Raw genomic sequence first — 255 nt, 5'->3', positions numbered from 1 at the left:
AGCTCGTCATGAAACGCTGCGTACCGGCTTTGAGATGGTAAAAGGCGAAGCGGTTCAGCGGATTTACAAAGAAGCCGCCTTCCAGGTGGAATATGTGCAGATCAGCGAGGAGCAGGCGGAAGAAATGATGCGCCAATTCGTTCGTCCGTTTGATCTAGCGAAGCCGCCACTTCTGCGGGTAGGCCTTGCCGAACTGGCGCCGGACCGACACATTCTAATGTTCGATACGCATCATATCGTATCTGACGGCGTTTC

The 255-nt window shown here is 53.7% G+C and carries 1 protein-coding gene; it reads left to right on the top strand.

The features are described 5' to 3' along the window. A partial coding sequence (locus tag ACN6NF_RS25925; RefSeq protein WP_474320328.1) for a condensation domain-containing protein occupies positions 1 to 255 on the top strand: 255 nt, incomplete at both ends.

Source organism: Paenibacillus sp. TSM33 (assembly GCF_056099025.1).
This window is presented reverse-complemented; position numbering and strand designations above follow the sequence as displayed.